This is a genomic window from Dolichospermum sp. DET69, assembly GCA_017355425.1.
Lineage (GTDB): Bacteria > Cyanobacteriota > Cyanobacteriia > Cyanobacteriales > Nostocaceae > Dolichospermum.
The window spans coordinates 4,695,578-4,722,081 of the sequence record CP070233.1 but is presented as its reverse complement, the minus strand read 5'-3'; the positions used below and the strand labels follow the sequence as shown (position 1 = coordinate 4,722,081).

General features: G+C 38.6%; 25 protein-coding genes, 1 tRNA gene and 2 pseudogenes. 9 read left to right on the top strand and 19 right to left on the bottom strand.

The genetic code is table 11. From position 1 onward, the window contains the following. Window positions 1-266 precede the first annotated feature (266 nt). The 5 genes and pseudogenes from EZY12_21610 (at window position 267) to EZY12_21590 (ending at window position 4,535) form a co-directional block, all read left to right on the top strand. Entirely contained in the window at window positions 267-1,508 is a 1,242-nt protein-coding gene (locus EZY12_21610; GenBank protein QSX67288.1) for a glycoside hydrolase family 10 protein, read from the top strand. After that, window positions 1,508-2,107 (top strand): hypothetical protein, encoded by a 600-nt coding sequence (locus EZY12_21605; protein QSX67287.1) that lies wholly within the window; start codon window positions 1,508-1,510, stop codon window positions 2,105-2,107. Before EZY12_21610 ends, EZY12_21605 begins: the two co-directional genes overlap by 1 nt. A gap of 266 nt (window positions 2,108-2,373) precedes the next feature. After that, the gene (gene pgsA, locus EZY12_21600; protein ID QSX70769.1) at window positions 2,374-2,907 is read left to right on the top strand and encodes a CDP-diacylglycerol--glycerol-3-phosphate 3-phosphatidyltransferase; all 534 of its coding nucleotides are present in this window, start codon (window positions 2,374-2,376) and stop codon (window positions 2,905-2,907) included. Window positions 2,908-3,046: 139 nt separating this feature from the next. Next, window positions 3,047-4,237, top strand: a complete 1,191-nt coding sequence (locus tag EZY12_21595; protein ID QSX70768.1) for an AAA family ATPase — start codon at window positions 3,047-3,049, stop codon at window positions 4,235-4,237. Further along, a pseudogene (locus tag EZY12_21590) lies at window positions 4,227-4,535 on the top strand (hypothetical protein). Before EZY12_21595 ends, EZY12_21590 begins: the two are co-directional and overlap by 11 nt. Before the next feature lie 915 nt (window positions 4,536-5,450). On the opposite strand, the gene EZY12_21585 reads toward EZY12_21590, so the two are convergent. Next, window positions 5,451-5,523: transfer RNA gene (locus EZY12_21585), tRNA-Val, on the bottom strand. A gap of 151 nt (window positions 5,524-5,674) precedes the next feature. On the opposite strand from EZY12_21585, the gene EZY12_21580 reads away from it, so the two are divergent. Continuing rightward, window positions 5,675-6,259 carry a metal-binding protein gene (locus EZY12_21580; protein ID QSX67286.1) on the top strand — a complete coding sequence of 195 codons (585 nt, stop codon included), beginning with the start codon at window positions 5,675-5,677 and terminating at the stop codon, window positions 6,257-6,259. 5 nt (window positions 6,260-6,264) lie between these two features. Then, a complete protein-coding gene (gene mazG / locus EZY12_21575; GenBank protein QSX67285.1) occupies window positions 6,265-7,065 on the top strand; it encodes a nucleoside triphosphate pyrophosphohydrolase in 801 nt (266 codons plus the stop codon). Window positions 7,066-7,171: 106 nt separating this feature from the next. Here mazG and EZY12_21570 read toward each other — a convergent pair whose 3' ends face one another. The 4 genes from EZY12_21570 to EZY12_21555 all read right to left on the bottom strand — a co-directional run bounded on the left by EZY12_21570 (window position 7,172) and on the right by EZY12_21555 (window position 14,740). Next, window positions 7,172-9,160 (bottom strand): M48 family metalloprotease, encoded by a 1,989-nt coding sequence (locus tag EZY12_21570; GenBank protein QSX67284.1) that lies wholly within the window; start codon window positions 9,158-9,160, stop codon window positions 7,172-7,174. A 573-nt stretch (window positions 9,161-9,733) separates the two neighbouring features. Then, window positions 9,734-11,587 (bottom strand): AAA family ATPase, encoded by a 1,854-nt coding sequence (locus tag EZY12_21565; GenBank protein ID QSX67283.1) that lies wholly within the window; start codon window positions 11,585-11,587, stop codon window positions 9,734-9,736. 231 nt (window positions 11,588-11,818) lie between these two features. Beyond that, window positions 11,819-13,696 carry an ArsA family ATPase gene (locus EZY12_21560; GenBank protein QSX67282.1) on the bottom strand — a complete coding sequence of 626 codons (1,878 nt, stop codon included), beginning with the start codon at window positions 13,694-13,696 and terminating at the stop codon, window positions 11,819-11,821. Window positions 13,697-14,059: 363 nt separating this feature from the next. Then, complete coding sequence (locus EZY12_21555; protein ID QSX67281.1) at window positions 14,060-14,740, bottom strand: GvpL/GvpF family gas vesicle protein; 681 nt, start codon at window positions 14,738-14,740, stop codon at window positions 14,060-14,062. Between the two features lie 122 nt (window positions 14,741-14,862). On the opposite strand from EZY12_21555, the gene EZY12_21550 reads away from it, so the two are divergent. Beyond that, the gene (locus EZY12_21550; protein QSX70767.1) at window positions 14,863-15,207 is read left to right on the top strand and encodes a gas vesicle protein; all 345 of its coding nucleotides are present in this window, start codon (window positions 14,863-14,865) and stop codon (window positions 15,205-15,207) included. A gap of 1,095 nt (window positions 15,208-16,302) precedes the next feature. Here the strand turns inward: EZY12_21550 and EZY12_21545 are convergent. The 14 genes and pseudogenes from EZY12_21545 to gvpA (EZY12_21480) form a co-directional block, all read right to left on the bottom strand. Next, entirely contained in the window at window positions 16,303-16,662 is a 360-nt protein-coding gene (locus EZY12_21545; GenBank protein ID QSX67280.1) for a gas vesicle protein GvpG, read from the bottom strand. 11 nt (window positions 16,663-16,673) lie between these two features. Continuing rightward, window positions 16,674-17,411: a GvpL/GvpF family gas vesicle protein gene (locus tag EZY12_21540; protein QSX67279.1), complete on the bottom strand. Its 738-nt coding sequence runs from the start codon at window positions 17,409-17,411 to the stop codon at window positions 16,674-16,676. 46 nt (window positions 17,412-17,457) lie between these two features. Then, on the bottom strand, window positions 17,458-17,925 hold the full coding sequence (locus tag EZY12_21535) for a gas vesicle protein K (protein ID QSX67278.1): 468 nt from the start codon (window positions 17,923-17,925) through the stop codon (window positions 17,458-17,460). A 475-nt stretch (window positions 17,926-18,400) separates the two neighbouring features. Beyond that, a pseudogene (locus tag EZY12_21530) lies at window positions 18,401-18,790 on the bottom strand (gas vesicle protein). A 733-nt stretch (window positions 18,791-19,523) separates the two neighbouring features. Next, window positions 19,524-20,531, bottom strand: a complete 1,008-nt coding sequence (gene gvpN, locus EZY12_21525; protein QSX67277.1) for a gas vesicle protein GvpN — start codon at window positions 20,529-20,531, stop codon at window positions 19,524-19,526. Between the two features lie 297 nt (window positions 20,532-20,828). Next, a complete protein-coding gene (gene gvpC / locus EZY12_21520) occupies window positions 20,829-21,410 on the bottom strand; it encodes a gas vesicle protein GvpC (GenBank protein ID QSX67276.1) in 582 nt (193 codons plus the stop codon). Between the two features lie 190 nt (window positions 21,411-21,600). After that, window positions 21,601-21,816, bottom strand: coding sequence for a gas vesicle structural protein GvpA (gene gvpA, locus EZY12_21515; protein ID QSX67275.1), 216 nt, complete (start codon window positions 21,814-21,816; stop codon window positions 21,601-21,603). 101 nt (window positions 21,817-21,917) lie between these two features. Beyond that, a complete protein-coding gene (gene gvpA, locus EZY12_21510; protein ID QSX67274.1) occupies window positions 21,918-22,133 on the bottom strand; it encodes a gas vesicle structural protein GvpA in 216 nt (71 codons plus the stop codon). A 105-nt stretch (window positions 22,134-22,238) separates the two neighbouring features. Next, window positions 22,239-22,454: a gas vesicle structural protein GvpA gene (gene gvpA / locus EZY12_21505; protein QSX67273.1), complete on the bottom strand. Its 216-nt coding sequence runs from the start codon at window positions 22,452-22,454 to the stop codon at window positions 22,239-22,241. A gap of 105 nt (window positions 22,455-22,559) precedes the next feature. Continuing rightward, a complete protein-coding gene (gvpA, locus tag EZY12_21500) occupies window positions 22,560-22,775 on the bottom strand; it encodes a gas vesicle structural protein GvpA (protein ID QSX67272.1) in 216 nt (71 codons plus the stop codon). Window positions 22,776-22,880: 105 nt separating this feature from the next. After that, on the bottom strand, window positions 22,881-23,096 hold the full coding sequence (gene gvpA / locus EZY12_21495) for a gas vesicle structural protein GvpA (protein ID QSX67271.1): 216 nt from the start codon (window positions 23,094-23,096) through the stop codon (window positions 22,881-22,883). A gap of 105 nt (window positions 23,097-23,201) precedes the next feature. Next, complete coding sequence (gvpA, locus tag EZY12_21490; GenBank protein QSX67270.1) at window positions 23,202-23,417, bottom strand: gas vesicle structural protein GvpA; 216 nt, start codon at window positions 23,415-23,417, stop codon at window positions 23,202-23,204. A gap of 105 nt (window positions 23,418-23,522) precedes the next feature. After that, window positions 23,523-23,738 carry a gas vesicle structural protein GvpA gene (gene gvpA / locus EZY12_21485; protein ID QSX67269.1) on the bottom strand — a complete coding sequence of 72 codons (216 nt, stop codon included), beginning with the start codon at window positions 23,736-23,738 and terminating at the stop codon, window positions 23,523-23,525. A 105-nt stretch (window positions 23,739-23,843) separates the two neighbouring features. Beyond that, the gene (gene gvpA, locus EZY12_21480; protein ID QSX67268.1) at window positions 23,844-24,059 is read right to left on the bottom strand and encodes a gas vesicle structural protein GvpA; all 216 of its coding nucleotides are present in this window, start codon (window positions 24,057-24,059) and stop codon (window positions 23,844-23,846) included. 868 nt (window positions 24,060-24,927) lie between these two features. Here gvpA (EZY12_21480) and EZY12_21475 point away from each other — a divergent pair. Beyond that, window positions 24,928-26,103: an ISH3 family transposase gene (locus tag EZY12_21475; GenBank protein ID QSX67267.1), complete on the top strand. Its 1,176-nt coding sequence runs from the start codon at window positions 24,928-24,930 to the stop codon at window positions 26,101-26,103. Window positions 26,104-26,504: the final 401 nt, after the last annotated feature.

Genomic DNA, 26,504 nt, shown 5'->3' with positions numbered 1-26,504 from the left:
CCAAGGCTAAAAATAGCCTCACAGGAGGGGGAGAAGCAGTTTTACCATCTTCAAAAAGCTTTAAAATTTTTTATAACCCTTTTCGAGACGTTTCATGGAACGTCTCTAATTTTTTGGAGATGTCTATTTATAATTCTTATAGGTACACCACATATTGTGCCTTTTTTACTGTTTTATCAAAAAATATCCATATCTTTATCTAATCCCCACAATAAAATTGGATTTTGTAGTTATATAGATATTAGCAATCTAGACTTATTTAACTAATGAATTCTGTATTACGGCGGTTTTTTGTGTATTTTTTGTGTTTGGGATTTGTCATCAGTTTAACAATGTTTCCCATTTCTGCAAATCCTAGTTATACTCAAAATTCAAATTCTCTGCCTGTAACTACAGAAATTCGCGGTGTTTGGTTGACTAATGTTGCTAGTGGTGTGTTTTATCTGCCTTGGGGGATTGAAAGGGCTATAAGTCAATTAGCGGCACTCAATTTTAATACTATTTATCCGGTAGTTTGGAATCGAGGGTACACTTTTTATAAAAGTCCTTTAGCGAAAAAAGTCACAGGTTTAGATAGTCAACCTTTGCTGAATTTTATCCATGGGAACAATGATTTTTTAGCCAAATTAATAAAATTAGCTAGAAGTCAAAATTTGACAATAATTCCCTGGTTTGAATATGGGTTCATGACTCCTCCTGATTCAGCTTTAGCTAAACTACACCCAAATTGGTTAACTATCGGACAAAAGGGGGTAGAATCTATCTCGGAAAATTTGCGAGAAGATATGATTAATGGGGTTTATAAACAAGCTTGGTTAAATCCTCTACATCCTCAAGTCCAAAATTTTATTCGAGGTTTAATTTTAGAAGTTGTTGAAAATTATAATGTAGATGGCATTCAAATTGATGATCATTTTGGAATGCCTGTGCAGTTTGGTTATGATGCTTTTACTGTAAAACTTTATCAAAAGGAACATCAAGGAAAAAAACCGCCGACTAATCCTCTTGATCCAGAATGGATGCGCTGGAGGGCTAATAAAATTACTGCATTTATGGTAAGTATTTCTAAATCTGTTAAGGCAATTAAGCCCTATATAAAAATATCTCTTTCTCCAAATTCACAATATTTTGCCTATAAATACTATTTACAAGATTGGGAAACTTGGGTAAAACAAGATTTAATTGATGAGTTGATTTTACAAGTATATAGAAGTGATAAAACCTCTTTTATTAAGGAAATATCTAAACCTACAATTAAGTTGGCTACGAGTAAAATTCCTGTAGCTATTGGTATATCAACAGGAAATTTATTAAAGCCTGTAAATATTAACAAAATTAAAGAACAAATACAAATAGTTCGTAATCAAAAACTTTCTGGTTTCTCTTTTTTCTATTGGGAAAGTTTATGGGGTTATATTACTCCTGAATCACCTTATCAGCGTCGTCGGGCTTTTTTGAAGATGTTTGATACTCAAGCTCTCAGACCATTAAAAATCAAGAAGTTATAATGCAATCATTACCTGTTAAAACTAAATATAGAACTCTAAATTTTACATTCAAGTGGGTTTTTGCGACTTTACTAGGGTTTTTATTTAGTTTATTAATGATTGAAATTAGTGAAAAACCAGATATGGATATTATTGAAGCTTTAATAGGTAGTTTATCTATTTCATTACCCCAAAGTTATATCCTCAGAAAAACTATTTCTCCTGTAAGTTGGGTATTATCTACTGTTTTTTCTTGGCTTGTAATTGCTGCAATTGGGGTTGGTGTTTTAGGTTGGACTGTGACTACTGCTGATTTTTTCCCTACAAGAATTTTTGCAGGAATTATTGCTGGTGGTATTGGGGGTTTATTAATTGGTATATCACAATGGTGGTTAGCTATTCCCCCATCATTTCCTTCGGCATGGAAATGGGTATTTGTCAATATTATAAGTTGGATGATAGCTATACCCATTGGTTCAACTGTGGGCTTATTTTTGTACAGAATTACTAATTTATTTTTAGCAGAAGTTGTAGGATTAGCTATTACCTGGTTATTAGTGGCAATATTCACGGGAATCTCTGCAGAAAGAATTATGCAAGATTTATACAGCGGTTCTTGATTGAGTGAGTTACATGAACCCCACCCCCAACCCCCTCCCCGCAAGCGAGGAGGGGGCTATGATGTACCTCATAACAGCAGGAAGTGCTGTAATCTACTAGGAGTCAGTAGGGGCGTATAGCAATACGCCCCTACTCAACCACGAAGGATACGAAGGAAGAAGGAAGAAGGAAAATTACCCAGTTTCTAGTCTCTAATCCGAATTTTGTCCCTCATTCAATTGTATATCGCTATATAATTATTTTTGGTTTGTAATTTTAAATTATGATGACTTTACCTAACTGGATTACTTTTTCTCGATTGCTGGGAATACCTTTTTTACTTTATGGTTTATACAATCCCACCAATGAAGCAAAATGGATATGTTTAACTATATTTTTAATTGCGGCTTTAACTGATTGGTTAGATGGATATTTAGCCAGAAAACTTAACCAAATTAGTGAGTTAGGTAAGTTTCTTGATCCTTTGGTAGATAAATTATTGGTACTTGCACCATTATTAGTATTAGTAGAATTAGGAAAAATCCCAGCTTGGGCAGTGTTTATAATTTTAGCACGGGAATTAGCGATCGCTGGTTGGCGAGTTAATCAAACTACTATTACTGGTGCGAATATTTGGGGTAAACTGAAAACAGTCAGTCAAATCATTGCTATATCGCTATTAATTGCCCCCTTATCACCAATTTGGCAAACTCCTGTTTTAATTGCCTTTTGGATATCTGTAATATTAACAATTCTTTCAGGAATTATTTATCTTATTCCTCAAAAAATTAGTGAGGAAACGAGTAAAAATGAAAATTGAGTTGATCTGATTATTATTAGTTGAATAGGGGGCTTAAATGTCTAAAATAGAAGGCTTTAGGGTAAGAAATTACAGAGTTCTTCATGATATCACGTTAGGAAAGCTATGGAACACGCAGAACGCCAAATCATTAGCACCAATGACAGCCGTTATTGGTAAAAATGGTGTGGGAAAAAGTACAATTTTCGACACTTTTGGCTTTCTTGCTGACTGCTTAAAAAATGGAGTAGAAGAAGCCTGTGATGCTCGTGGTCGTGGTGGTTTTGAGAGAATTCGTTCCCAAGGACAAGAAGGAAGTATTCAGTTTGATATCTATTATAAAGAGGATAGTCATGCTAGACCAATTACTTATGAGTTAGCAATAGACATTGACTCATCTGGAAGACCTTACGTAAAGAGTGAGAGACTTAGACAACGCAGAAGAGGACAAAGCAAGGGACAACCTTTTTCCTTTTTAATTCTCAATGAAGGTAGAGGAATCGCGTGGAAAGGTGAACAAGAAGGTAAACAGGTTGAAGAAGCAGAAAATGATTTTGATTTGTCAGATTTAATAGATAAAATCCAAAGAGGGGAAGCAGCAGAAGAGAGTAAAGAAACGGAGGTAGTCGAACTTGATGATAAACGAAAACTGGGAATTGCTACTTTAGGTTCACTCAAACAACACCCAAGAATTTCAGGTTTTCGGAGATTTATTGAAGGATGGTATTTAAGCTATTTTACCCCAGATGCTGCACGCAGTTTACCTCTAGCTGGACCACAAAAGCATTTGAATATTCATGGGGATAATCTGGGTAATGTAGTTCAGTTTATGGAAAGAGAACACCCGAAAAAGTTTCAATCCATACTGGAAAAAATAGCAAAAAAAATTCCAGGTGTGAATAAAATTAGTACAGACAAAACTCTAGACAGCAGACTTCTACTTCGTTTCAATGATAAGGGGTTTCAAGATCCATTTTATGCTCAACAAATGTCAGATGGAACACTTAAAGTATTCGCTTATCTCCTCCTATTAGAAGATCCCTCACCACCGCCATTTTTGTGCATTGAAGAACCAGAAAATGGACTTTACCATAAACTATTAGAAACCCTGGCACAAGAATTTCGAGAACACACTACAGGACAAAAAGGTGGATCACAAATATTTGTGACAACTCATCAACCATATTTTGTAGATGCCCTTGAACCTGAAGAGGTTTGGGTATTGGAAAAAGGTGAGGATGGATTTGCTAAAATTAAACGAGCTAGTGAAGATCCTCTAATTAATAACCTTGTTTCTGAAGGGTTACCCCTTGGGGGACTTTGGTACAGTGATTATTTAGATGCCAGGTGAATATATGCACTTTGAGATATTAGTTGAGGATAAATCTGGCAAAACTGCTCTTGATATTCTTGTACCCAAAATTATTAACACTGAAGAACACACATTTAATATCATTGCTTATAAAGGAATAGGACATATTCCTAAAAATCTCACATCTAATTCTGATCCAAAAAAACGAATTCTGCTTGACCAATTGCCCCGACTTATTAAAGGCTATGGTAAAACTTTATCTTATTTTCCTGCGGTTCTCATTGTTATTTGTGATCTTGATGATCGATGTCTGAGCGCTTTTCGCAAAGAACTAGTTGTTACCCCTACTTATTGAGCCGATACAAGGAATGTTTAATCAGTACCGACAGAGCATGGAACTAGCGAATCCCAAGGTGTCATAACTTAAATAACGTTTACCCTTCGACTACGCTTGTGGGTGGTTTGGTTCACATCTAAACCGTATTACTACGATTTAGAATGATCCCTTCTTCGTTAGTTGTGGTATCACAATGTTTTTTCTTTGTTTGTTACTTTATGTAAACTAATATAACAAGATTGTTACAAAGTGAGAACTTGACAAAAAAATAATCAATGCTAAAGAGAAGGCTTGCTTATTTGAAATCAGAGAAGAAGTCTTGGTGACAGAAGCCATAAAAAAAAACCACCTGCGCGGGTTTCCAGAGGGAAGTTAGCGGAGGTGGATTTGACACTCTCAGGGAAGACAGCCACTGAGATTCTACTGACAGAATTAGATTAAGGGTTTAGCCTAATCTAATCTCGCTGCGACCATCAAACGCCGCCTAGACGCTCAATACAACCACCAATCAAGGTGTCGAAATTGCGCTTACTTTTATTGTTTTCAGTGTTTTTGTGAGTCCATCACTAAGCCAAGATGCGGTACGCTCCACAACCTGCCATTACTTGCTCTTTCTTGTCAATACTGCCGCTAGGACTTGAACCTAACCGTTGTTTCTTATGAGCCGGGATTTCTCCGGACTAGGATGTTTCAACACGTAGATGTTTATTGTTCTTACTCACGATTTCATTCTAGCATACCACAGGGATTAAAATCCCTCGTGTCGCTTCCCTCTCACCGGCTTTAGCCGGTGAGTTTCCCACTTACCGTGAGATCTTATGATTTTGTACAATTAAAAATTTAGCCACAAAAAGTTTTAGCGGTTCACAATATTAATTGCAAACCGCTATAATAAAACTTATTTGTTCTTTTAAATGGGCAGTACCAGACTCGAACTGATGACATCCTGCTTGTAAGGCAGGCGCTCTACCAACTGAGCTAACCGCCCGTTTCTTCCACCTAATCAATATAGCATAGCCTCTGCAAATTTTGCAAGTCTTTTGATAAACTTTTTTTTGGGGTATGGGAAAGGCTGATGGGAACGGTATTGAGCTATACTGACTCAGGATTTAACTGTTAATTTTATATTTTTAATTTCGATGCCCTCTGGTCAAACGCATGATCGCATTACTATTTGGTCTATGCCTGTGGTGGCGGGTATAACATTAGTTTCCACTCATAGCAGTAATATGACATTGTTGGTGGCGGGTGGGTTTATGTTTGGGGGGCTGATGTTTGGTCCCGATTTGGATATTTACTCCCGTCAATTTCAGCGTTGGGGTTTTCTGCGGTGGATTTGGCTACCTTATCAAAAAAGTCTGCGTCATCGGTCTTTTTTATCTCATGGTCCGATTATTGGCACGATTTTAAGGGTGATATATCTCACGACTTTTTTGGCACTTGTAGCCCTTTTGGTTGTGATAATTTTCACCAAGTTGGGAAATGTGACTTGGAACTGGGGGGAAGTCTGGGGGACTTTGGGGAAAACTATCTATATATATTATGGAGAATTTTTTGCCCTCTTTCTCGGCTGTGAACTCGGGGCAATGAGTCATTCTTGCAGCGATTGGACTGTTTCTGGTTACAAGCGATTTCAAAAACAGGGTATTCAAGGTTTACTCCCCCGTGGCAAAATTAAGAAACGTAAAGTTAGCCCCAGTCGTCGCAGTGCGAAAAAGCGGTAAAAAATATGGAAGTTAATCAAACTTTGCTGGCGTTACAAGAATTAATTGATGTGGTGGCAAAATTGCGATCGCCTCAAGGTTGTCCTTGGGATTTGGCACAAACCCCGGAAAGCCTGACTCCTTACGTGATTGAGGAGGCTTATGAGGTGGTAGACGCAATTCAAACAGGGGATAAAAAGGCTATTTCTGAAGAATTAGGTGATTTATTATTACAAGTAGTATTACAGGCGCAAATTGCCAGTGAAGCGGGTGATTTTTCTCTGCAAGAAATTGCTGAGGGTATTGCTCAAAAGTTAATCCGTCGTCATCCTCATGTATTTGCTGATGTGACTGTGGCAAATATGGAAGAGGTACACAAAAATTGGGAAACCATCAAAGCAGCAGAAAAAGGAGAAACTGTAGAAGAGCAAAAACTCAGTGATAAATTGAATCGTTATCGTCGCAGTCTTCCCCCCTTAAATGCGGCGATGAAGATATCTGAAAAAGCTGCTAAAGTTGGTTTTGAGTGGAATAATGTAGATGAAGTTTGGGGAAAATTCCAGGAAGAGTTAGGGGAATTTCAACAGGCTTTAGCTGAAGAAACCAAAGAAAGACAAGAATCAGAATTAGGTGATTTACTATTTGCCATTATTCAAATTGCCAGATGGCATAAACTTGATCCTAGTGCGGGTTTACAAGGGACAAGTCAGCGATTTATTCAACGATTGCAAAAAATGGAAGATGTAATTGAACGTCCGTTGACAGATTATAGTTTAGAAGAATTAGATGCCCTGTGGCAACAGGCTAAAGCTCAACTTGGTCATTAGACATCAGGTGAATTTAAATATGCGTTATTCAGAAACCTTGTAGAGACGTTCTATGGAACGTCTCTATATTTTGGAGGTGTCTAATGCTGATTTTGCAAATTAGTTGCTAGTTGCTACTCAAAAGCACAGTCAATGCCACTCCTAAAATAATTAATCCACTACCCATAATAAATGACCAGAAGCGGTGATAACTGTGGACAATTGTGCCATTTTCTCCTTTTAATTGGATTAAATCCATCCAAGGCATAATACCCCGACGAAACCAACCAATAGTTCCTACATTTTGACCAATTAGACTTTCTACTCGTTTCATCCCAAACAGAAAATTACCAATTGAACCAAAACGGGAAGCGTAGTGTAAATAAAGCATTCCGCTAGGATCTTGTAGTTTCAAGTCAGAACCAAATTTATAACCAGCATCACCCCGGCCAATTAATTGCCCTTCTAAAGTGGCGGGTTGTCCCCGCAAAGGACTGGCATAGGGGTTTGACATTAAGGTGAGAATATCTGTAGCTACGGACTTGCTGTAGTCGGGGAACATGACAAAAGCTTTGATTAATATGCCGATTCCTACACCAATCAATGGCGCACCTAGTGTTAGGCCAAGGTTGTTGGCAACCGAGAATATGAATGCGCCGATAATTAAACCCAGGAAGAAGCCGATAGTTTCTGCACCATACAAAATCACATCTAAAAAGAAGTTGCCGTAAAGCTTTTTCTTGTTTAAGTTTTTACCCTCACCGATGACTCGCCCCATGTCGAACTCAGTTGATAAACCTAGTTGTTCGGAGTATGTGCTGAGGGCGCGGACTCGTTTACCAGTAAGAGGATGAGTAGAATTTAATTCCATCCACAAACCCCAAGGGTTAAACATATCCCACAAGAAGACGCGACCGATTTTTTGAGGATCTGAGGAAATGCGGTAAGCTGTACCTGTTGAAGATGCGGCTTTGTGGTCGTAAATTCCTAAAGCGCGAGTTCCTTCAATTAGGCGACTGGGTTCTTGGGCGCGTGAACCCTCTTGCACGATGCCATAGGCAATTTTGACTAAGGCGCGGGAGAGTCCGTTGGGATTCCCTGTTGTTTCCGCTGCAAAGTGGTCTGCAAAATATTCTCTGGTGCGAGAAAGATATAACAGCAGGTATGTACCGATAATGTGAAAGATATAGGCAACGAAACCAGCAGTTTTTAAAGCATCTTTGATTTTGTTGTCGTCACCGCCACTGGTAAATCTTCTGACTGTACTGTAAATTAAGTAACAAATCTGCACTAAGGTAGAAGCCACAGTCATAATGGCAAAGTCCCAGTGGACTATATGCCCTAGTTCATGGGCGTAAACGGTAGCAACTTCATCATCATCTAGGTAAGTAAACAGTCCTTGGCTGACGACTAAGCGGGCACTGTTAGGTAAAGAACCATAAGTAAAAGCTGTGGGGTTTTGATCTTCGATGATTCCCAGTCTGGGGATTTTGATGTTTTTTTGTCGGCAGACTTGGCGGATAATTTCCCCTGTTTCTGGACTGAGGTTTTCGATTTCTGCTAAGTTTACCCAACGAGTTTGGTACAACCAGCTTTGACTTAGATCCATTAGGAAGGGTGAGAGGAAAAAAGCCGCTAGATTGAATATTAAAGTAATACCAATAGCGATCGCTAGTCCGGTGACAGGATCACTACTAGTGGAAATTAATACTAGGCTTAAACCCAAAACAAAAACCATGCCAAATAACAAGGCTATGGTGACACCAGATGCTAAGGCTAAACTCCCACCTACTCCTCCCATAGCCAAATTCACTGCCATGGTTGCTGCACGTCCCGCTTTTGGGAAACTGGACTGTGTGACTGAAGAGAAAACAGGCTGGTTTTTTTCTGCCCATTCTCGCACCTGTAGGTTATCGCTGTTGATTAATTTTTGCCAGAGAACAGTCGCTTGTTCAGTTCTCCCTATTTTCTGATAAGCTTTCACCAGCCATATTTGGGCTGTCAGATAATCTGGAGAGTTGAGTTCTAGGGAATTTTGGGAAAATTCCTCTAGGAGATAAACCGCCTCTTGATATTGCCCTTGTTGAAAGGCATTTAACCCTGATTGCAATGACATTTATGATATCCCCGAAAGGTTGATATTTTGATCTCATTAACACTCAATGGATACAGCATTCGTGATGCTAATTTCGCAAAATGTACAAAATTTATAACATAGTCGCATAGTAAAGTTTAGAAGAATTAGCGGCACTCAGGCAACAGGCTAAAATTCCAGTATTAATTAAAATCAAGGTACAATTATTCATGAGTTCTTGCTTGATGTTTTGCTTGAATTCTGCCGGCAATTGCTTTTTTGCGTACATTAAACAAACAGCACAGGCTTATGCTAGTGTTGCAACAAAGGCTGGAGTAATAGCAGGTAATCCTTTTTCAAGTTTAGTGATTACCAATTCTTTTGAGTTTGAATTAATTAATGAATGTTTTAATTGTAATATCCTAAACTAAATTCGATAAAGCGGATTACCATAAGGGTGAGATATACTTTTGGCGGGCAAGATGCCCGCACCACAAGATTTTTATCATTAATATCGGAAACTGCTGTAAAGCGATCGCTAAATCAATTCATTTTTCTATGTTTTGTGACCCCCGGCCAAATTCCTTGCAGCCGGGGGTAACAGTGAGAATCTAACTAAGCATGACGTTGACTGACTAAAACCTGATGAGAATATTCAAAATCATGATTAGTAATTCTGATATCAGCAGGATCTGTCTGTCCTTGCCCTCGGAAACGGCGAATAGCTTCCACAGCAGCTTGATTGCACAGCAATACTAAATCAGCGCCATTCCAGCCTTCTGTGACTTCAGACCAATATGTTAAATTCACGTCTAATAATGGTCGTCCCTGAGTATAGACCTGCAAAATATCTAAACGACTGGCCAAATCAGGTAAATCTACTTTAAGTTGTAAATCTAACCTACCTGCCCGTAATAACGCTGGGTCAAGAGCATCAGGACGGTTTGTCGCCCCAATGACCAGAATACTTGCACCGACTTCTACACCATCTAACTCAGTTAATAATTGCCCTACTACCCGGTTACTCACGCCAGAATCACCACTGTAAGTTCCTCTTGCCGGAGCTAATGTATCAATTTCATCAATGAATATGACACAGGGTTCTGCTTGTCGCGCCTTGGCAAATAATTCCCGCACTGCTTGTTCACTAGCGCCCACCCAACGAGTCAGTAACTCTGGTCCGTTGACACCAATAAAATTAGCCCTGGCCTGGGAGGCCACAGCCTTGGCTAATAAAGTTTTGCCAGTTCCCGGAGGACCCCATAGCAAAATCCCCTTGGGAGCTATAGCCTTAGTTTGTAGATAAAGTTCTGGATAAAGTAGCGCCCCTTCTACGGATTCTCGCAGAGTTTGCTTAATATTCTCTAAACCACCAATATCATCCCAAGCAACTTGGGGAACTTCAACTTCCACACTCCGAAGTACAGCCGGTTTGATTTCCTTTAGTCCCTGCAAAAAATCAGTTTGAATAACCGTCATGTTTTCTGGCGCTTGCACCTCTATAGAAGGAACTTGACGACGCAAAGCTGTGTAAGCCGCCTTTTGACAAACGGCCTTCAAATCAGCCCCCACAAATCCCACCGCCCGCTCGGCGATAAAATCGAGGTCAACGGTGTTATCCAAGGGCATGGAACGGGTGAGAATTTGCAGAATTTCTTTACGGCCGTTGATATCAGGAATGCGAAACTGCACTTCTCGGTCAAATCTTCCCGGTCGTCGCAGGGCTGGGTCAAGGTGGTCAGGGCGGTTGGTAGCCGCGAGAACAATCACCCCTGGGCTATGGGAAAAACCGTCCATTAAGCCTAATAATTGGGCAACCAGACGCTTTTCAACTTCCCCTTCTACGGCACTGCGGTCTGGGGCGAGGCTATCAATTTCATCAATAAAAATAATACAGGGAGCATTTTTGGCGGCTTTTTCAAAGATACCGCGCAGTCTTTGTTCCGCTTCACCGTAATATTTACTGATGACTTCTGGACCGACAATGGCAATGTAGTTAACGCCCAGTTCTTCGGCTAAAGCTCGGGCGGTGAGGGTTTTGCCCGTTCCTGGCGGACCAACTAATAATACGCCATGGGTGGGTTCTAGTCCTAATTTAGCCAGTAGGTCAGGGCGTTTTAAAGGAATAGCAATCAGTTCCTTGAGTTCTTTAAGAATTTCGCTCAGTCCACCGATATCTTTAAGAGCAATACCTGAAGTAGGATCGGGAGGAACAACTGGATCTGAGGGACCTGCACCAGAAGCTGGGGGGGATTGAGTGTTCATCCGACTTGTACCCACATCATTACCCATACTGCCCATATTACCCCCCATATTACTGGTACGAGGGATATTTCCTGTTCTGGGAATACTGCTTAGGGGTCGGGAGTTAAACTGGACATTGGTCTTGATTTCTCCGTTTTCTGCCTTTTCTTCCAGAGCTTTTACCAGTTCCACTAACTGCTCAAATCCCTTGAATAAATCACTCATCAGATTCCTCCAAAAATTGACTCTAAAAAAACCATTGTTGCTGGCAATACCTTGTCCATTTTTTGTAGGTCGGGTTAAGCGACAGCGCAACCCGACGCTCATGTTGGGTTATGGCTGATGCCTCCGGCGATCGCAGGGATACGCCACACTTCGTGAACGTACCTCAACCCAAACTACAAATCAAGACTTTTTCGATTTGGACAAGGTATTGTTCTTGGCTACATTATCCACTTAAAATAAAAGATTGGCGGCACCTTGAATTCTGGCCATGGGTTCGACAGATCTGGGTAACTTAGGTAAGCGAATAATTGTTTGCTGTGAAAATAAGCTGCTCTCAATCTCTACATCTTGAGTGTAGCGATTTTGTACCACATAACGCTGTTGAATTCCTATGGTTTTTAGAGATTCTGTTAAGCGAATATGTTCAGCTATAATTGCCGCTTCTCCCTGAATTACACCCACAAATTGGGTATGCTTTGGGTTTTTTAATTTCTTCTGAGCTTTAACCACTTGTTGGCGCAGATTTCGCAACCGCCCAATGAAATCAACTCGACCCAAGACATTCTGATATTTCATCCATAACTTAAATATCCAAGATAACCAATCTCCTAATGCAGTTGGCATTTCCAAAAATTGCAGAAGATGACCTGTGGGTGCTGTATCTAGAATAATCAAATCTTGCTGGTTGCTGTCTAATAAATCCATGATGGTGATTAGAGATAGCATCTCATCAATACCTGGTAAAGCTTGAGACATAATCTGCCGCCAAGCCTCTGGAAGATAAGCAATATTTATGGTTTTTTCCGTCTCTGTTCCTTCACCACTAATCATATCCGCCAATTCCCAAAGATAATCGGCACGAAATTGATCTAATATTTTCTCAGCATTAATTTCCTGTCCACTTAAATTGGGAGCTAATAATTTTGGTTCATGGCCTAATTTTTCACCAAAAGCATCTCCCAAGGAATGAGCAGGATCTATGGAAATTACGCGAATGTTTTTATCAGGATAACGATTAGCAAAAGCCCAGGCCATGGCTGCTGACACTGTGGTTTTACCAACTCCTCCTTTGCCACCGACAACAATCAATTGACAGCCTTCCGCTACAAAATCAGTAAAGCTAGGTAGAATTTTAGTCGGCCATTGAATTGGTGGTGGAGAAGCAAGTTCCACTTGATCAATATTTTGAATTTGTCCTGCTAGATTATCTAATGCTAACCCGCCTAATGGTGGGAATTGCTGTTGTGGTACTATGAAAACGGGTTTATCTTGGGAAATTTTGAGGAATTTGTTGATGAAGTTTTGCTGTTCTGCATAGCGGTCTAGCTCTGTATCTGAATTTGCCAAAATTCGATTGATTATTATTCCCGCATAGGGAACATCTAGGTTTTTTAAACTTTCTATGAATCGCTCGGTTTCGGCAAAACACATAGGTTCGGAAATGGCGACAACTATACAACCTGTAAATTGATTATCCTGTAGCAGTTGTCTCCCTTCGGCTAATTGAAATTTTAGATCAGCCAAAAAGTCATCAACTTCATCAAGAGTATAGTTTTTTCTGGTCAAAGTTTCTGTGATCACCTGATGCTTTTTTTGGAATAACTCTAATGAATTTAAACTCACATCTAAGAAATCTTTCAATCGCAATAGGTTTAAGGTATGACCAGAAGGAGCCATATCAAGTACTATGCGATCTACTTTTTTTTCAGACAGTAGACGTTCGATTTCTAGTAACCCCATTAATTCATTTAAACCAGGCCAGTTCAAATCCCAAACTGGGGCTAAATCTTGTCCGTCTGCTAGACTTCCCCGCTCAACCAGTAGTTCTAAAAATTCGCTATATTTGGCCTTAAATTCTAATAGCAGTTTTTCAGCATCTAAAGCCTGAACACTCAAATTAGGCAAATCGGTTAATGGTGAAGCATAATCTTTCACTTCTGCCAGTAATACATCTCCTAAAGAATGTGCCGGATCTGTAGAAAGTAACAAAATTGTTTCTTCTGGGAACTGTTTTGCCCAATAACGAGCAAAACTGCAAGAAGTGGTAGTTTTGCCAACTCCACCTTTGCCGCTAAACATGACCAAATTAAGTGAGTCGTACTGTTTCATAATAAAGTTAGAAAATTAACGAAAGGACTAAGTAGGTCGGCGGAAAATTTTTGAGATGCTGCCATTCCAATTCAATTGGATTCATTTCAGAGCAATATTTGGGCAGAAAGAAGATATAAATGAGCAGCTATTTTTTCTACATCCCAACCATGTGAATTTAACCTAATTACCTCGGCTCTATCTTTGACTTTTTGCGGCAAATCCCTTGTTCTTAGGTTCAAATAGGGTTTTATCTTGCTCACGAGTTAAAAATACCCTTAAACGGCCGCCCATATTTTAATCACCTCAGTAGATTTATTTTCCGTATTTGCTTATCTTCACATAGTTTGGTTTCTTTGCGCCGACTTACTTAATAAATAATCATTAAATAAAGTGGTAAGGAGGAAGACAATCTCCTAAAAGTAGATCCCACCTTGGACAAGCTTTCTGCCAGGTTAAAAACTGTTCTAAAAGTAAGGTCTTATCTTGACAACTAACTAAGAGGTAAATCTGTACTTGTTCCTCTTGTTCTTGAACAACAACGGGTAATTGATTAACTTTGGTGATTAAATCAATAAGATTTTGTTTTTCTGCTGCTTGAGCAATACTAAAGTTGTTTTGGTTTTGATAGCGTTGCTTTTTAGCTAAGAAATAATCCTTACCTCCCCCTTCAGATGGTAGTATTTCTTCTATCATTCGTGGGATCAATTTTAAAGTAAATTCGTTTTTACCATTGATCTTGTCTAGCTTATTCTGATATTCTTTTTTATGGGATTTTAAATGGTTTAGCAGATTATTTGTAGAAGTAAAATAAGTTCCAAACCGCAAGGGTAAAACTGTAATCTGTTGAAAAAGTTCACAAATTACTCGATCATGATATAAAGCCATTTGGATAATTTTTTCATCATTATTTTGGAATGATTCTAAAAATATCCCCGGCTCGACAATAGCCGCAAGTTCAGTACCATTAATTAGCACTACTTGATTAGCAGCACCCTGTGGCAAAATCAAGGGAGAGCTAGGTATTTCCAAAAAAGCATAAGTGTAGAGATTTTCTAATTCCATATATTTCACCTAGATAAAAATATTTGCTGTTACGAAGTACCTAAAGTTCATATTCATTAAAACAAGGGATAAATTTTTTTCCAGATAATTTGGGGATTTACAATTACAAAAACTTGGTTATAATGATAAAAAATATTCAGGTATTTTTCATGAAAACAATTAGTAATCGCAGTATTATCAGAGCTAAAATTAGCACAATGCCTCGGCCTAAGTCTGATGCATCAAGTCAATTGGATCTTTATAAAATGGTGACAGAGAAACAACGTATTCAGCGAGATATGTATTCTATTAAAGAACGAATGGGTTTACTTCAACAACGCTTAGATGTCCTCAATCAACAGATAGAAGCGACAGAAAAAACGATTCATAAATTGCGTCAACCTCACTCAAATACTGCTCAAAATATAGTGCGTTCAAATATTTTTGTTGAGTCGAATAATTACCAAACTTTTGAGGTTGAATATTAAGATCTTAAATCTTGATAAATTTGGCAAAATATGAACACCTTTTCCACATTTGACCCGCGAAAGCGGGTTTTTTATGATCAACTTAAACTTCATCTAAACATTGTACTAGTACAGCACGGCGTAAATAAACCAACCATTCTTAATCGCTAAAAACTAGCCGAGACAGGCTTTTCAGGTATTTTTAATGGACGTTCGACTGCTCTCACACCTAAATCTCAGTCGAGCCGTTGGTTGACTAACGCCATTCTGTACTAGTAGTCTGTTAAATTTATTTTGACGGTTTTTTGGTAGTGTGGGCATCTTGCCCGCGTGAGCGAGACGCTACAGTTTTTGGTAGTGTGGGCATCTTGCCCGCGTGAGCGAGACGCTACAGTTTTTGGTAGTGCGGGCATCTTGCCCGCGTGAGCGAGACGCTACAGTTTTTGGTAGTGCGGGCATCTTGCCCGCGTGAGCGAGACGCTACAGTTTTTGGTAGTGCGGGCATCTTGCCCGCGTGAGCGAGACGCTACAGTTTTTGGTAGTGCGGGCATCTTGCCCGCGTGAGCGAGACGCTACAGTTTTTGGTAGTGTGGGCATCTTGCCCGCGTGAGCGAGACGCTACAGTTTTTGGTAGTGTGGGCATCTTGCCCGCGTGAGCGAGACGCTACAGTTTTTGGTAGTGTGGGCATCTTGCCCGCGTGAGCGAGACGCTACAGTTTTTGGTAGTGTGGGCATCTTGCCCGCGTGAGCGAGACGCTACAGTTTTTGGTAGTGCGGGCATCTTGCCCGCGTGAGCGAGACGCTACAGTTTTTGGTAGTGTGGGCATCTTGCCCGCGTGAGCGAGACGCTACAGTTTTTGGTAGTGCGGGCATCTTGCCCGCGTGAGCGAGACGCTCACACTACAGTCCATCATTTTTATATTGACAAACTACTAGTTACATAACCATCCTATTTGAATTTTACTCAATATACTTAGATTGTAACACCGATCAGGAAAGGCTTGGACTTTCTCAATTTTTCAACAATCAAATAGGATTCCTATAGGATAATTCGCAATTACCGTTTTCTAAGGGTTTTGAATATAAAAAGAGGTGGCTTACTTGCGCCCATCAATACTAAGGTAACAAGACGAGATGTTGATCTTTATTAACTTCTGCTGTGAACTGAGGTGGATATTCAAAGTCTTCCTGTTCAGCTTCTAATTCTAAGCGTGCTTCCTCTTGTTCAGCTTCTAGTTCCAAGCGTGCTTCCTCTTCTAAGGCTTGAATTTTTAAAAGAATCTCTTCTTCTTGAATCTCGAATTCTTCCTCACCAATTTCGCCAATATCAAAGGAAAGTTGCAAGCTTAATAATTGTTTATGCAAATTTTCTTGGGCATCAAATTCAGTGTTAGTCCGCTCTTGGATTTGCTCTGCAATCCAGACAACTCCATTCAGAGGACCCATGATGGGCAGTAGTAACAGTTTCGTCAGCATCGTAATAACTCCTATGAATCAAGCTGGGCAAATGTATAGGGAGCAGTAAAATTGTTGTAGCGAATACGTAAGCGATCGCCAAATTTCTGATCAATCAGTTCAACACGTTCACTAAATTCAGATTCACTTTCCCAAGGAATCAAAAAGGCTGCATTGTAAATCATTTCTTCCGTCATGGTGTCACTGACTACAATCTCCTGAGCGAAAGGATTTAGCTCCTGAGAGAAAACTTCAATTACAGCTTGTTTGCGGGCTAGGAGATTACTTTCAATTAATTGTCCAATTTGGATGACTTCCTCCATACTCAACTTTTTGCCTTCCATGTTGTCGCGCTGCTGCTTCAAATCCTGATGAGACTCCATCATGGTTTGTAATTCCGCTTTAGCATCCCAGAAAATTTTAATGCTTACCTCTCTTTTGCCTGCCAATTTTTGAAACAATTGATTCAATTGATCTTTATGGGGATTAATCAATTGACTCAAGATGGTTTCCCAATCTTTAACCACTAATCCAAACCGCAGGGGGAGAAGAACACGAAAACCCTCATGCATTGTTTGTTCTAAAACTTTTTCATGAGTTAACAAATTACGGCGAGAAGCCAAATATTTTTCTTGACGAGCCTCTGAATATAAGAAACAAAACTCATCAACCACTTGACTATGAACAGATTGCTTATCCAATCCTTCAAGAACAAGAGTTTCAGGAATTTTATTTGGAAAAATGCCGTACAAATAAAGAGGAATACTCATAAGCTGTGAATAAATTAAACCTAAATTTATGATTGATAAATTGGGATTACATTGGTTTTGATGTCAAAACTAAACGTAATTTAGCGTGAATAAGATCGATTTGAGCGATACCTAAATCTATCTCACCATCTACAACAATTCCAGTATTTAAAAGTCTATCTAATAGCTCTAATACAGAAGGACGACTACTGGGTTGACCTGGATAATAAGAACCGGAAGATGGTAAAAGAGTCCCAATCTCCCCCAAATTTATATTCAAATCCGCCGGGTCAACCTCAAACATCTCACACAAATGTAAGATTTGTTCTTCTAACTTTTGCAGACTGTCTGCTGCCCGTTCTAAGTCAGGTTCACTCAGTAAATCCTCTTCCATGCGCCGAATTACTTGAGCTTCCATCAACTGACGCACCAATTCCAATACAGTCAAAAGTAAAGGAGCTAAACCCGCTTCATTCTTGGGTTTAGAAGCAATGGTCAGTGAATTATTTAAGTTTTCAGCGGGAGTGCAAACCATTTTTATGATGCAACCTAAAGTTTTAAACGTCTCTGATGCAATTTGACCATCAAATTTTCAAGAGTTTCAGTTTTTATCAATTGAATGTAGATAACAGTTCAAGTTAGACATCAATCGCTGGATCTACTGGTGATGAACTTTCTGCACTGGTTTGAGCCTGAAAATCGAGAATTTCCACGGTTGAAACCACAGGTGATGAACTTTCTGCACTGGTTTGAGCCTGAAAATCGAGAATTTCCACGGTTGAAACCACAGGTGATGAACTTTCTGCACTGGTTTGAGCCTGGAAATCGAGAATTTCCACGGTTGAAACCACAGGTGATGAACTTTCTGCACTGGTTTGAGCCTGGAAATCGAGAATTTCCATTGATGTATTTAAATATGGTGGAGTTCCCCCACTGGGTTGAGCCTGAAAATCTAGAACTTCAATTGGTGTATCTACAGGTGATGGAATTTTTGCACTGGTTTGATACAAATCATCTTTAACATCTGCTGCTAAGGGGATTTCCTCTTTCACACTAGAAGATGTCAGTGAATTTAGCTTTGCCTCTAGACTCTCTAGACGATGCTGAAGTTGTTGATTTTCTTCAACCAAACGTTGAGCCTTAGTGCTGAGATAAGGATCGCTTTCCCACCAATTGATGCCCATTTCCTTGGCTTTATCCACAGAGGAAATTAACAAGCGAATCCGAATATGTACAAGTTCGGTGGATGCGATAGATATAGAAATATCGCCAGCAATCACAATGCCCTTATCTAAAACCCTTTCGAGAATGTCCGCTAAAGTCGAACCTTGGGTAGATGTGTTAATAGTTCGACTTGAGTTAGTCTGAGGACGTGTTGGTAGTATTGGGGTAGAAGTCACAAATAATTCAACTCCTGAATGGTATAGGACTCATATCTATCTGACTTTAAAGACTAAAAATTCCTGCTCTAAAGAAAATAAAGCATTGATTATTAGTTGGCAAAAATTAACTTTTTTTTGCATTTGCGCTAGTGGTCTGTCAGGCTAAAAATTGTGATTTTGAGGGAAAATAGAGAGCCTATAAACTATAAACCTCATCAACAAATAGAAATTTGACAGACCACTAGTACCGCAAGGCGAAAGTCAAAAGTCAAAAGTCAAAAGTAATATGGCGTAAGCTTTTTGGCGATTGAGAATGGTTGTTTTATTTACGCCATACTTTACTAGTAGTTTGTCAAGATAAAAATGACGGACTGTAGTGTGAGCGTCTCGCTCACGCGGGCAAGATGCCCGCACTACCAAAAACCCGTCGAAATAAATCTGACAGACCACTAGTCTTGGACTTTTGGAAATAATTTTTAACCCTTAGGCTTTGCCCAGGCTTAAAGCCGAGCAGAGTTGAGGTTTTAACCTTTTCGATAGGTTGCTTCTCAACATTTATTGAGTTACACCTATCTGCTTAATATTATATCAAATATTCGGCAGAAAAACTGACCAAGAAAGTGTTCATTCCGCAGCGACTAACACTGTTGATTGAGCGATGTTCAACTTCGCTAGTCGCTCAAGTAGTGACTCGCCCGCATTGATCGCATCACCTCCCGGTCGGGTAGGTGAGAGGCTTCTACTTTCTAACCTAATTTGGTTGACCAACTAATTGTTGGGATACAAATTGGGAATTGTCAATCAGAAAATCATTGTCTCCTGTGACTCTATTATTTAATATTTCCAGTTCTTCGGCTGAGAATTTCTCTAGTAACTCCAAGAAAATGTTTGTGGATTCGCTCATAGATAAATGAGAGCGGTTGAACAGAATATCTATAGCAATATCTGGAAAATCTAAACTTTCTGTTGTCACCGGAATATTATTATCAGCACAGACCTTAGCAATCATTAAACAAGACCGTAAGCCGGAAGTTTTCTCCGCGCCGGTAGCTAGACGAAATGACTTAACTAACCGCACGATGAAGTTAGCAGATTCTCGATCTATATTTGTTTTCTGAATTAATATCTCTGTTTGAGTGATTTCATCTGGTTCTGGCATACTAATAGTTACCAATCTATCCATCAAAGCATCTTGGGTTGAGTGAACTCCCGCATACTCTTCTGGATTCGATGTAAAAATCACCCGAAATTGAGGATTAACACTCAAGTATTCTGGCTGATTGCTGCTAGGAGGAAGACTGAGAATTTTTTCTTCTAATGCTGACAGCAAGACGTTATTAACTTCAGGTCGTGAACGGTTAAATTCATCATAAACTAAGGTGAAACCTTCACGACAAGCTAAGGTTAATCGGGAATCAACCCAATTTTGCTTAAATTCGTCCTCGAGTTTAACAACACTATGGATATAGTTGTCTAGTACCTTTTTGTGAGTGTAACCAGATTCACTACCAATCAAGTCCGAACTCTTAAACTGGTCATCTCCAAACAGTAACATGACTGGTCTGTCCAGACAGTTAGCTAAGTGCATGGCTAGGGTTGTTTTCCCTGTGCCGGCTGGTCCGCGTAAGTGAACAGGAAACCCCGATTTGAGATAACGTAGCGCCCGAATTGCGACTCGCTCAATAGCAGGTGTGACGACAAACTGCCCTGGACGAAGACGAAGAACGGCTCTTTTATGATTAACCTTGGTAGTAGTCATGAGTTGAAGATGGTAAAAAAGTTTATGTTTGTGCGGATATTATTGCCAAACTTGGGTTTGTATATGAAGCACGAAGCCTAGTTTAATAAGAGTATCAACGTTAATGCTAGACAGATTTTCTATGTTAACGAATACGGAGTATAAATATAGACAGCCGAAGCTTCACGCCAAGACTAATTGTTGTTGAATTTTATTAATCGCCCCCTTGTCTTACCAGTCTTGCAACTGGAATATCAGGGGGTTTTATTATGTAGCCCCATTGTCCAACAAATGGACTACAGGTAATGAGAGTATTTATTAACCAAAGATACTCACAAACAAATCCTGACGGAATTTCAGGAGAGATTCCTTCTGTTCCTTAGCTTGAGCAGTTCTTGCGTCGGCTGTTGCTGATAAAAACTGCTGACTTGTTTCTTGAAGTTCTTTGTGGAATGCTAACAGTTCTTGAGCTTGTTTTTCAGCTTGAGCAATTCTTGCTTGGGCTGTTGCAGATAAAAACTGCTGACTTGTTTCCCGAACTTCTTGATAAAATGCTAACAGTTCTTGCGCTTGTTTTTCAGCTTGAGCAATTCTGGCTTGGGCTGTTTCTGATAAAAACTGCTGACTTGTTTCTTGAAGTTCTTTGTGGAATGCTAACAGTTCTTGCGCTTGTTTTTCAGCTTGAGCAATTCTGGCTTGGGCTGTTTCTGATAAAAACTGCTGACTTGTTTCCTGAAGATCCTTGTAGAATGCTTGCAGTTCTTGAGCTTGTTTTTCAGCTTGCTCTTGTCTTTTCGCTGTCGTGACGGACAAGAATTCTCTGGTCTCAAGAGATAGTTCAGCCACTTTCTCTGCTATTGACTGATGTTCTTGCCGGATTTTTGCCATTAAAGAAATCATGAAGTTCTCCAAAAAATAGTAAATTAGCCCAGACCTACCAGAAATTGCTTCTCCAGGTACTACATTATAAGGATTCGTACTTTTTTGTAATATCCTTTGAGAAGCGTTGATTTCCAAATATCTAGATAATTAAAAAAAGCAGAACCAATATCAGGATTAATTAATCCTGATATTATGGAGCTTGCTTAGATTAAGCAGGTACTGCTGCTGATTGGGTTAAACCAACTGCTTCAGCATACTTCAAGTAGGTTTCAACGGAAGCGATAACGATCCGAGCTTCAATTGCTAGTAATTCGATACCAACTAAGGAAACACGAACCCAAGCGTCAATTACGATACCTTTGTCAAGGATTCTATCAATAACTTCTGCCAAGCTGGAGGAAGAATTGGTTTTTTCAACTGCCATTTTTTTAATTCCTTGTTATTTGTTGTCGGAAATTTGGGAAATGCGGAGAATAACTATAAATATGAGTCACGGTTATTCTCCTACTTGGTAACTTGCTTAGATTAAGCAGGTACTGCTGCTGATTGGGTTAAACCAACTGCTTCAGCATACTTCAAGTAGGTTTCAACGGAAGCGATAACGATCCGAGCTTCAATTGCTAGTAATTCGATACCAACCAAGGAAACACGAACCCAAGCGTCAATTACGATACCTTTGTCAAGGATTCTATCAATAACTTCTGCCAAGCTGGAGGAAGAATTGGTTTTTTCAACTGCCATTTTTTTAATTCCTTGTTATTTGTGGTCGGAAATTTGGGGAATGCGGAGAATAACTATAAATATGAGTCATGGTTATTCTCCTACTTGGTAACTTGCTTAATTAAATTAAGCAGGTACTGCTGCTGATTGGGTTAAACCAACTGCTTCAGCATACTTCAAGTAGGTTTCAACGGAAGCGATAACGATCCGAGCTTCAATTGCTAGTAATTCGATACCAACTAAGGAAACACGAACCCAAGCGTCAATTACGATACCTTTGTCAAGGATTCTATCAATAACTTCTGCCAAGCTGGAGGAAGAATTGGTTTTTTCAACTGCCATTTTTTTAATTCCTTGTTATTTGTGGTCGGAAATTTGGGGAATGCGGAGAATAACTATAAATATGAGTCATGGTTATTCTCCTACTTGGTAACTTGCTTAATTAAATTAAGCAGGTACTGCTGCTGATTGGGTTAAACCAACTGCTTCAGCATACTTCAAGTAGGTTTCAACGGAAGCGATAACGATCCGAGCTTCAATTGCTAGTAATTCGATACCAACTAAGGAAACACGAACCCAAGCGTCAATTACGATACCTTTGTCAAGGATTCTATCAATAACTTCTGCCAAGCTGGAGGAAGAATTGGTTTTTTCAACTGCCATTTTTTTAATTCCTTGTTATTTGTGGTCGGAAATTTGGGGAATGCGGAGAATAACTATAAATATGAGTCATGGTTATTCTCCTACTTGGTAACTTGCTTAATTAAATTAAGCAGGTACTGCTGCTGATTGGGTTAAACCAACTGCTTCAGCATACTTCAAGTAGGTTTCAACGGAAGCGATAACGATCCGAGCTTCAATTGCTAGTAATTCGATACCAACTAAGGAAACACGAACCCAAGCGTCAATTACGATACCTTTGTCAAGGATTCTATCAATAACTTCTGCCAAGCTGGAGGAAGAATTGGTTTTTTCAACTGCCATTTTTTTAATTCCTTGTTATTTGTGGTCGGAAATTTGGGGAATGCGGAGAATAACTATAAATATGAGTCATGGTTATTCTCCTACTTGGTAACTTGCTTAATTAAATTAAGCAGGTACTGCTGCTGATTGGGTTAAACCAACTGCTTCAGCATACTTCAAGTAGGTTTCAACGGAAGCGATAACGATCCGAGCTTCAATTGCTAGTAATTCGATACCAACTAAGGAAACACGAACCCAAGCGTCAATTACGATACCTTTGTCAAGGATTCTATCAATAACTTCTGCCAAGCTGGAGGAAGAATTGGTTTTTTCAACTGCCATTTTTTTAATTCCTTGTTATTTGTGGTCGGAAATTTGGGGAATGCGGAGAATAACTATAAATATGAGTCATGGTTATTCTCCTACTTGGTAACTTGCTTAATTAAATTAAGCAGGTACTGCTGCTGATTGGGTTAAACCAACTGCTTCAGCATACTTCAAGTAGGTTTCAACGGAAGCGATAACGATCCGAGCTTCAATTGCTAGTAATTCGATACCAACTAAGGAAACACGAACCCAAGCGTCAATTACGATACCTTTGTCAAGGATTCTATCAATAACTTCTGCCAAGCTGGAGGAAGAATTGGTTTTTTCAACTGCCATTTTTTTAATTCCTTGTGATTTATTGTCGGAAATTTGGGAAATGCGGAGAATAACTATAAATATGAGTCATGGTTATTCTCCTACTTGGTAACTTGCTTAATTAAATTAAGCAGGTACTGCTGCTGATTGGGTTAAACCAACTGCTTCAGCATACTTCAAGTAGGTTTCAACGGAAGCGATAACGATCCGAGCTTCAATTGCTAATAGTTCGATACCAACTAAGGAAACACGAACCCAAGCGTCAATTACGATACCTTTGTCAAGGATTCTATCAATAACTTCTGCCAAGCTGGAGGAAGAATTGGTCTTTTCAACTGCCATTTTTTTAATTCCTTTTTGTTAGTTTTATGACTATCGGTTAAGCAATTACTTAACCCTTAAACAAACTATCATCTAATTTTTATGATGTAAAGTAAAACTCTGTCAAGAAATGTAAAGTTTATGAGTCACAGAAAATGAGAGACAAATGAACTAGGTAAAAATATACATCGTGGTAAATCATCAATACGTAGAAAATCTGGATAGCATAATATTTTTTTAACCTTAGAGACTGCTAAGAAAGTTAGTCAGTAATAAATTTATAGGATAACGCTTGTTTATTGCATATTATTAATGTTTAATATCCCTAAAATTATTACTGTGTAAAGGTTTTATGTATATACATCTAACGCCACTCTACGATCTATTAGCAAATCCTAAGTGGTAAAATTATCCATTAAAAATTACCTTGAAATATCTAAAAAGCACATTACATATTTTGTCTATATGACTACTATTGTATTTTTTATATGATTGCTATTGTATTTTACCTATGATTAATATTGTATTTTTTATAGCATGAGTAGCCATACAAAAATAAGTATTTTAGCGTGATAAGATGGAATCTTGAATGCACAAAATCTTTGATAATGGTGCTTTGGAATGTCGCTAACACACCCTACGTATCTTTTCTTTTTAAAGATCAAATCCTTTTAAAGATCAAACTCAGTAAACCAAAAAGTTTTTCCCAAAGAGTGATTTTTACGGAGTGCTGACGCTATTGCTACAGACGCAGCAGGCATCACTAACAAAATACGACAGATACTCATGTACTATAGAATACCAAATATATAAGAAATAGTTATCATAATTTGCACTGGATCAAAATATGAAATGATGAAAGTAGTGTGTAGCATATTGGCTGAAAAAATTGACTGTTTCATCTCTAACAAAAGCCACGCGGGGCGAGTCTACAGAAGAACTCGTTTTAACCGACTCAGAAACTCTTGATGAGGTTATTCAGTGTTTAGTAGAAAATTTTTCGATTGAAACGCAAGGAGCCTGTGACCAACAAACTTTATTCGAGATTCTGGTTAAAGCAGCCAGCACTGGAGACAGTATTGAAAACACAGCTAAATTGTTAAAAAATATTCCGACAGCTAATGATATTAGATATCATCTCAATAAAATTAACAATTTTGAGGAATTAGAAGCGCAAATAAATCAAGCATTAAAAAGTCGAATTCCTTTAGGATTAAAAAAAGGGTGTTTGAAAATAGCGATTGATTTAAATTTAATTTGTTATTATGGTCAACCAACATCGTCAGAATTACCCTACATATATCGAAGTGAAGCTAAATCTGGTACTAATTCATTTTATGCCTATGCCACTTTATATGTTATTAGTAATAATAAGCGTGTAACTCTAGCAATAAGAGGTGTTCGCCAATTAGATACTAGTGTGGCTTTAATTACTTATTTATTAGCAGAACTTGAATCCCTAAAAATAAATGTAAAAAAACTCTATTTGGATAGGGGATTTTTTAATACTCCTGTAATTAGATGGTTACAGGCATTAGATATTCCCTTTCTTATGCCTGCTATCAAGACTGGAAAAAAAGGAGGAATCAAACAATTCCTCAAGGGTAAAAAAAGTTATAAAACTACCTATACTATTACAAGAGACAAAGATGATTTTGTCACATTTGATTTATGGATCGTCTGTAAATATAGAAAGGGAAAGCATAAAAAGCATGGGGTTCAATACTTTGTTTATGTTGCTTATAAGGTCAAAACAAATTTAAATTATATCTATCAAGATTATCGAAAAAGATTTGGCATTGAAACCAGTTATCGTCTGAAAAATATTTGTCGAATTAAGACGAATAACAAAAATCCAGTCTTGAGATTACTATTCATTGGAATATCCTTTCTTCTAATTAACATCTGGGTGAATCTACTATGGCTCAAAATCAGTCGTAAAAGGAAAGGTAGTAGATTAATTTATCGCACACTTTTTACACTCAAACAGATGTTAGCCTTTTTATCTCAAGCCCTACAGAAGAAATATCAAGTCGTTGAAAGCATTTATATTCCATCCGGTTAGCGTCAAGAAATTATTAACCAGCTAATCATAAGTAATTATTATCTATACTATGTCTGCTGATTAGAGTATCGGGAATAAAAAAGTATTTTATACTACACAGTATTTGGCGATCTCCCTTCAGGAAAAAACTTTTTGGTTTACTGAAACTGGATTGTTTAGATATACAGCCTAAATTCTGTGAATTTTTGCAAATTACTCTAATGAAGAAAAGTTACACAAATAAGTATTAATATTGAATAATAGATGTGCAAAAAAAAACAGTATGTTATGTAACGAAAAGTAAACTAAGTAGGTGAACACAATAAAACCAATCTGTGTAAAGAAAAGTAAAATCGCCCAAACCCTCTTCACTCTTGCCTTTTGCCTCTTGCCTCTTGCCTTGCCATAACGACAATTTTTAA

What these genes read in the sequence shown, in the direction of transcription:
- EZY12_21610 (QSX67288.1), top strand. Translation starts at nt 267, where the DNA reads ATGAATTCTGTATTACGGCGGTTTTTTGTGTATTTTTTGTGTTTGGGA.
- EZY12_21565 (QSX67283.1), bottom strand. Translation starts at nt 11,587, where the DNA reads ATGAGTGATTTATTCAAGGGATTTGAGCAGTTAGTGGAACTGGTAAAA.
- gvpC (QSX67276.1), bottom strand. Translation starts at nt 21,410, where the DNA reads ATGATTTCTTTAATGGCAAAAATCCGGCAAGAACATCAGTCAATAGCA.
- mazG (QSX67285.1), top strand. Translation starts at nt 6,265, where the DNA reads ATGGAAGTTAATCAAACTTTGCTGGCGTTACAAGAATTAATTGATGTG.
- EZY12_21545 (QSX67280.1), bottom strand. Translation starts at nt 16,662, where the DNA reads ATGCTGACGAAACTGTTACTACTGCCCATCATGGGTCCTCTGAATGGA.
- EZY12_21580 (QSX67286.1), top strand. Translation starts at nt 5,675, where the DNA reads ATGCCCTCTGGTCAAACGCATGATCGCATTACTATTTGGTCTATGCCT.
- EZY12_21605 (QSX67287.1), top strand. Translation starts at nt 1,508, where the DNA reads ATGCAATCATTACCTGTTAAAACTAAATATAGAACTCTAAATTTTACA.
- gvpA (QSX67268.1), bottom strand. Translation starts at nt 24,059, where the DNA reads ATGGCAGTTGAAAAGACCAATTCTTCCTCCAGCTTGGCAGAAGTTATT.
- gvpA (QSX67273.1), bottom strand. Translation starts at nt 22,454, where the DNA reads ATGGCAGTTGAAAAAACCAATTCTTCCTCCAGCTTGGCAGAAGTTATT.
- gvpA (QSX67275.1), bottom strand. Translation starts at nt 21,816, where the DNA reads ATGGCAGTTGAAAAAACCAATTCTTCCTCCAGCTTGGCAGAAGTTATT.
- gvpA (QSX67271.1), bottom strand. Translation starts at nt 23,096, where the DNA reads ATGGCAGTTGAAAAAACCAATTCTTCCTCCAGCTTGGCAGAAGTTATT.
- gvpA (QSX67272.1), bottom strand. Translation starts at nt 22,775, where the DNA reads ATGGCAGTTGAAAAAACCAATTCTTCCTCCAGCTTGGCAGAAGTTATT.
- EZY12_21570 (QSX67284.1), bottom strand. Translation starts at nt 9,160, where the DNA reads ATGTCATTGCAATCAGGGTTAAATGCCTTTCAACAAGGGCAATATCAA.
- EZY12_21540 (QSX67279.1), bottom strand. Translation starts at nt 17,411, where the DNA reads ATGAGTATTCCTCTTTATTTGTACGGCATTTTTCCAAATAAAATTCCT.
- gvpN (QSX67277.1), bottom strand. Translation starts at nt 20,531, where the DNA reads ATGACTACTACCAAGGTTAATCATAAAAGAGCCGTTCTTCGTCTTCGT.
- gvpA (QSX67270.1), bottom strand. Translation starts at nt 23,417, where the DNA reads ATGGCAGTTGAAAAAACCAATTCTTCCTCCAGCTTGGCAGAAGTTATT.
- EZY12_21560 (QSX67282.1), bottom strand. Translation starts at nt 13,696, where the DNA reads ATGAAACAGTACGACTCACTTAATTTGGTCATGTTTAGCGGCAAAGGT.
- gvpA (QSX67274.1), bottom strand. Translation starts at nt 22,133, where the DNA reads ATGGCAGTTGAAAAAACCAATTCTTCCTCCAGCTTGGCAGAAGTTATT.
- EZY12_21535 (QSX67278.1), bottom strand. Translation starts at nt 17,925, where the DNA reads ATGGTTTGCACTCCCGCTGAAAACTTAAATAATTCACTGACCATTGCT.
- gvpA (QSX67269.1), bottom strand. Translation starts at nt 23,738, where the DNA reads ATGGCAGTTGAAAAAACCAATTCTTCCTCCAGCTTGGCAGAAGTTATT.
- EZY12_21555 (QSX67281.1), bottom strand. Translation starts at nt 14,740, where the DNA reads ATGGAATTAGAAAATCTCTACACTTATGCTTTTTTGGAAATACCTAGC.
- pgsA (QSX70769.1), top strand. Translation starts at nt 2,374, where the DNA reads ATGACTTTACCTAACTGGATTACTTTTTCTCGATTGCTGGGAATACCT.
- EZY12_21595 (QSX70768.1), top strand. Translation starts at nt 3,047, where the DNA reads ATGACAGCCGTTATTGGTAAAAATGGTGTGGGAAAAAGTACAATTTTC.
- EZY12_21550 (QSX70767.1), top strand. Translation starts at nt 14,863, where the DNA reads ATGATAAAAAATATTCAGGTATTTTTCATGAAAACAATTAGTAATCGC.